This window comes from Clostridium sp., from assembly GCF_021443865.1.
Lineage (GTDB): Bacteria > Bacillota > Clostridia > Clostridiales > Clostridiaceae > Clostridium.
Genome location: NZ_JABUTB010000129.1, coordinates 1 through 4,646, shown reverse-complemented (window position 1 = coordinate 4,646; position 4,646 = coordinate 1). Strand labels below are relative to the sequence as shown.

General features: G+C 28.3%; 5 protein-coding genes and 1 other annotated feature. All 5 genes read left to right on the top strand.

The genetic code is table 11. The features are described 5' to 3' along the window. The first annotated feature begins 193 nt into the window (after positions 1–193). The 5 genes from HUJ77_RS14680 to serS all read left to right on the top strand — a co-directional run bounded on the left by HUJ77_RS14680 (position 194) and on the right by serS (position 4,495). Positions 194–703, top strand: a complete 510-nt coding sequence (locus tag HUJ77_RS14680) for an HD domain-containing protein (RefSeq protein WP_291709911.1) — start codon at positions 194–196, stop codon at positions 701–703. Between the two features lie 14 nt (positions 704–717). Next, positions 718–1,224 carry a transcription repressor NadR gene (locus HUJ77_RS14675; RefSeq protein ID WP_291709909.1) on the top strand — a complete coding sequence of 169 codons (507 nt, stop codon included), beginning with the start codon at positions 718–720 and terminating at the stop codon, positions 1,222–1,224. A gap of 18 nt (positions 1,225–1,242) precedes the next feature. Further along, positions 1,243–2,655 carry an FAD-dependent oxidoreductase gene (locus tag HUJ77_RS14670; RefSeq protein WP_291709907.1) on the top strand — a complete coding sequence of 471 codons (1,413 nt, stop codon included), beginning with the start codon at positions 1,243–1,245 and terminating at the stop codon, positions 2,653–2,655. Next, complete coding sequence (locus tag HUJ77_RS14665) at positions 2,648–2,902, top strand: DUF1667 domain-containing protein (RefSeq protein ID WP_291709906.1); 255 nt, start codon at positions 2,648–2,650, stop codon at positions 2,900–2,902. The genes HUJ77_RS14670 and HUJ77_RS14665 overlap by 8 nt, the downstream gene beginning before the upstream one ends. A gap of 50 nt (positions 2,903–2,952) precedes the next feature. Continuing rightward, positions 2,953–3,152 (top strand) — a binding site (T-box leader). Between the two features lie 65 nt (positions 3,153–3,217). After that, on the top strand, positions 3,218–4,495 hold the full coding sequence (serS, locus tag HUJ77_RS14660) for a serine--tRNA ligase (protein WP_291709904.1): 1,278 nt from the start codon (positions 3,218–3,220) through the stop codon (positions 4,493–4,495). The last annotated feature ends 151 nt before the right edge of the window (positions 4,496–4,646 follow it).

Here is a 4,646-nt window from a genome sequence, read left to right as displayed (position 1 = left end):
AGAGCACTTGCCTTGCACGCAAGGGGTCAAGGGTTCGAATCCCTTTACCTCCACCAAAAAGTAAGAAGTCATGAAATCATGGCTTCTTTTTTTTATAATTAAAAATTTGAAAATTTATATGAATTGATAATAAAAATATATAATGGTATTATTTTTATAGATACTATTCAATAATAAAAATAAGGGTGATTTTATGACTTTATATAGAGTAAAGCAATTTATTTGGGGTTTTGTATCATTATTTAAAGAAGTAGATTATACATATGTAACTAAGTTTTTAAATGAGGATGAGATAGATATATTTAATAGCCTTAAACATAATGATAAGCATCATTGTATAAGAGTATGTAAAGATTCAATAAAAATGAGAAATGAATTTAATATAGATGTTGATATGTATAGGCTAGGAAGGGCTGCATTATTACATGATGCAGGAAAAGGAATAACTCATTTATCATTAATAGAGAAGTCTGCAGTTGTGTTATTAGATAAATTAACAAGAGGAAAGATACGAAAATATGATAATATTAAGCAAATAAATGTTTATTATAATCATCCTAATATAGGATTAGGTATTTTAATGCAAAATGGATTTGAACATGATAAAGAATTATTAGAAGTGGTGAGATATCATCATCATCCAAGTATAAAGAATGAAAATAAAATGCTTAGTATAATTAAGCTATGTGATGATAAAAATTAATTTTGAGGTGATTTATGAGTTCTAAGAAGCGAAGAGAAGAAATTGTAAATTTATTAATAAAAAGTAATACTGCTATAAAGGGAACAAAATTAGCCTCTTTATTTGGCGTTACTAGGCAAGTAATTGTTAAGGATATAGCCATATTAAGAGCTGAAGGTAAAAATATAATAGCCACTCCCGATGGATATATATATAGTAGAGATATTAATAAGGCTAAATCTATAATAGCAGTTAATCATGATAGTAGTAAGGCTATAGAAGAATTAGAAATAGTAGTTAAGTATGGTGGAATAATAGAAGATGTTATTATTGAGCATCCTCTCTATGGTGAAATAAAGGGAAACTTAATGATTAGGAATTTAAATGATTTAAATAAATTTGAGAATAAATTTAAAAATAAAAGTGTTAAGCCATTATCTAATCTAACTGATGGAGTTCACCTACATACAATAGCTGCAGATAGTGAAGAAGATATAAAATCAATAATTAATGAATTAAGGGAAAAGGGATTTTTATTATAGTAATAGGAGGATTAAAATATGGATTATGATATTCTTATATTAGGAGGGGGAATCATTGGGTGTGCTGTAGCATATGAGCTATCTAAGTATAACTTTAATATAGCAGTAATAGAAAGAGATTATGATATAGCAGATGATATATCTTTTGTAAATACATCAATTGTGTATGATGGATCTGAAACATCAGATGATGTAATGGCCAGATATGAGTATATAGGAAATGCAATCATGCAGGAAACATGTAAAAAGTTTAATGTTCCTTTCAAAAAGGTAGGAGCTTTAAGAGTTGTTAATGATGATAATGGTGTTAAGAAGCTTATAGAAATGCATGAAAGAGCTAAGAGAAGGGGAATAGAAGGTGTTCATTTAATAGATGATAAGGATGCTTATGATATAGAACCTAATATAAAGCATAATATAAAGAAGGGACTTTATTCTGAAAATATAGGAATTGTTGCACCGTATGATTTAGCTATATCCTATGCTGAAGTTGCATTTGATAATGGCGTTATTTTTAGGTTAGAAGAAGAAGTATTAAAAATTCAAAACTTATCAAAGGGATTTAGAGTAACTACGAATAAAAATAAATTTAGTTGTAAAGTAGTTATTAATACTATACCACATGAGATATATATTAAGGAAAATGGAAAAGTTGAAGAAAAAGAACAAGAGGTAGGTAACAGAAGATTTAAAAATATGAGTTATCTACTAGTAGATGATAATTATAAAAATAAGTTCAATAAAATAGTTATAGAAACACTTGATAAGGATACATTTATTTTAAGTGCACCTACAACTACTACAGGAACATTAATAGGGATTAAAAGTTCTGAAAAAACAAGTTTAAGTGATAATCTATTTTATGCTAATAAATTATTAAAAGATTTAAATCATAATAACATTAGCAATCTTTTTAGAGAAAGTTATAATAAAGATTCAATGTTAATAGATGAAAGTGAATTTGATAAGGGATATATAAGAGTAACAGGAACTCATTATGGTAAGATAACAATAGCACCAGCAATAGCTAAAATGATTTGTGAGACTATAGCTAATAACTTAAATTGTACCTTAAAAAAGAATTTTATAGATAAGAGAAGAGAAGTATATAAGATTAGAGAATTAGGAAAAAAAGAAGCAAATGAAATAATATCCTTAGATAAAAGATATGGAAAAGTTATTTGTGTATGCAATAATATTTCAGAAGGAGAAATAGTAGATTCTATAAGACGACCATTAGGTGCTAGAACTGTAGAAGGTGTAAAAAGAAGAACTGGGTCAGGATTTGGGAATTGTCATGGCTCCTATTGTCTAGAAAAGATAGTAAATATATTAGCCAGAGAATTAGATAAAAATATAACAGATATAGTAGATGATTCAAAAGACTCTAAGATAATTTCAAGTAGGATAAAGGAGTTTAATGATGTATAATTTAGAGAAAGAAAAAGGTAATAGAGATATATTTACATCGGTAGTTAGAGTAAAAAGTAGTGATAAATATAAAGTAGTACCTGTTAAATCAAGTGAAGAAGTAGATATAGGTATCTGGAGGGAACTGTCTAAAGTATTAGGAAGAATATATGTAAATATCCCAATAAAAGTAGGAGATATAATATGTAAGAATATACTTAATACTGGAATAGATATCATATGTACTCGTGATTTATCAGATGATTAAATAAATTATTGACATTAATATTTTTTTATAATATATTAAGAATAAATATAATAAAACTGTTGAAGAGGCTAGTAATATCAATGATTGCTTTAAGAGAGTCGATGGAGGGTGTAAATCGATAGTAATATGATATGAATCCACCTTGGAGGGACTGTGATGAACAGTACGGTATAAACCGTTAAATTTTTTAAGAGAGTAGCATTATTATGCTACTAATTAGGGTGGCAACGCGGAACTTTTCGTCCCTTTTCGGGAGAGAAAGGTTCTTTTTTATTGAAAAAAATAGAAGGTGTAAATTATTAGGAGGAATATGAAATGTTAGATTTAAAATTTGTAAGAGAAAACCCAGAAGTAGTTAAGAAAAATATAGAAAATAAGTTCCAAAATAGTAAACTTCAATTAGTAGATGAAGTTATAGAATTAGATAAAAAGCTTAGAGAAGCTAAACAAGAAGCAGAATCATTAAGAGCTAATAGAAATAAGCTATCAAAACAAATTGGTGGTTTAATGGCTCAAGGAAAAAAAGAAGAAGCAGAAGAAATGAAAAAGAAGGTAACTGAAAATTCAGAGCGTTTAGCAGAATTAGAAGCTAAAGAAAACGAGCTATCAGAAAGAGTTACTACTATAATGTTAACTTTACCCAATATAATTGATCCAAGTGTTCCAATTGGTAAAGATGATAGCCAAAATGTAGAAGTTGAACGTTTTGGAGAACCAAAAGTTCCTGAGTTTGAAGTTCCATATCATACAGATATAATGGAAAAGTTAAGTGGATTAGATTTAGATAGTGCTAGAAAAGTAGCAGGAAGCGGATTCTACTATTTAATGGGAAACATTGCGAGACTTCATTCAGCAATAATTTCTTATGCTAGAGACTTTATGATAGATCGTGGATTTACTTACTGTATTCCTCCATACATGATACGTAGCGAAGTTGTTACAGGAGTTATGAGCTTTGCTGAAATGGATGCTATGATGTATAAGATTGAAGGCGAAGATTTATATCTAATTGGAACAAGTGAACATTCTATGATAGGTAGATATATAGATACTATATTACCAGAAGAATCATTACCACAAACTTTAACAAGCTATTCTCCTTGTTTTAGAAAAGAAAAAGGTGCTCATGGAATAGAAGAAAGAGGAGTATATAGAATTCATCAATTTGAAAAGCAAGAAATGATAGTAGTGTGTAAGCCTGAAGAAAGTATGGAATGGTATGATAAGTTATGGAGAAATACTGTAGATTTATTCCGTTCTCTAGATATACCAGTTAGAACTTTAGAATGTTGTTCTGGGGATTTAGCAGATCTTAAGGTTAAGTCAGTAGATGTGGAAGCTTGGTCACCAAGACAAAAGAAATATTTTGAAGTAGGAAGCTGCTCAAACTTAGGTGATGCACAAGCTCGTCGTCTAAAGATTCGTGTAAATGCTAAGGATGGAAAATACTTTGCTCATACATTAAATAATACAGTTGTTGCTCCACCAAGAATGTTAATAGCATTCTTAGAAAACAATTTAAATGAAGATGGATCAGTAAATATTCCAACTGCACTTCAACCATATATGGGAAATATGAAAGTAATTAAGTAATTATAAGAGACACATATATTTACATGTGTCTCTTAATTTATATAATATTTAGAGTAAATTTCAAATTAAAGAGTAATTTCTAATAAAACTATTTCTTAATATTTTTGAGGAGATATTACAATAATAAATATTATTTGAAATAATTAAATAT

Bases quoted from the DNA above. Each gene is read 5' to 3' on its own strand.
- HUJ77_RS14680 (WP_291709911.1), top strand. From the start codon at position 194: ATGACTTTATATAGAGTAAAGCAATTTATTTGGGGTTTTGTATCATTA.
- HUJ77_RS14675 (WP_291709909.1), top strand. From the start codon at position 718: ATGAGTTCTAAGAAGCGAAGAGAAGAAATTGTAAATTTATTAATAAAA.
- HUJ77_RS14670 (WP_291709907.1), top strand. From the start codon at position 1,243: ATGGATTATGATATTCTTATATTAGGAGGGGGAATCATTGGGTGTGCT.
- HUJ77_RS14665 (WP_291709906.1), top strand. From the start codon at position 2,648: ATGTATAATTTAGAGAAAGAAAAAGGTAATAGAGATATATTTACATCG.
- serS (WP_291709904.1), top strand. From the start codon at position 3,218: ATGTTAGATTTAAAATTTGTAAGAGAAAACCCAGAAGTAGTTAAGAAA.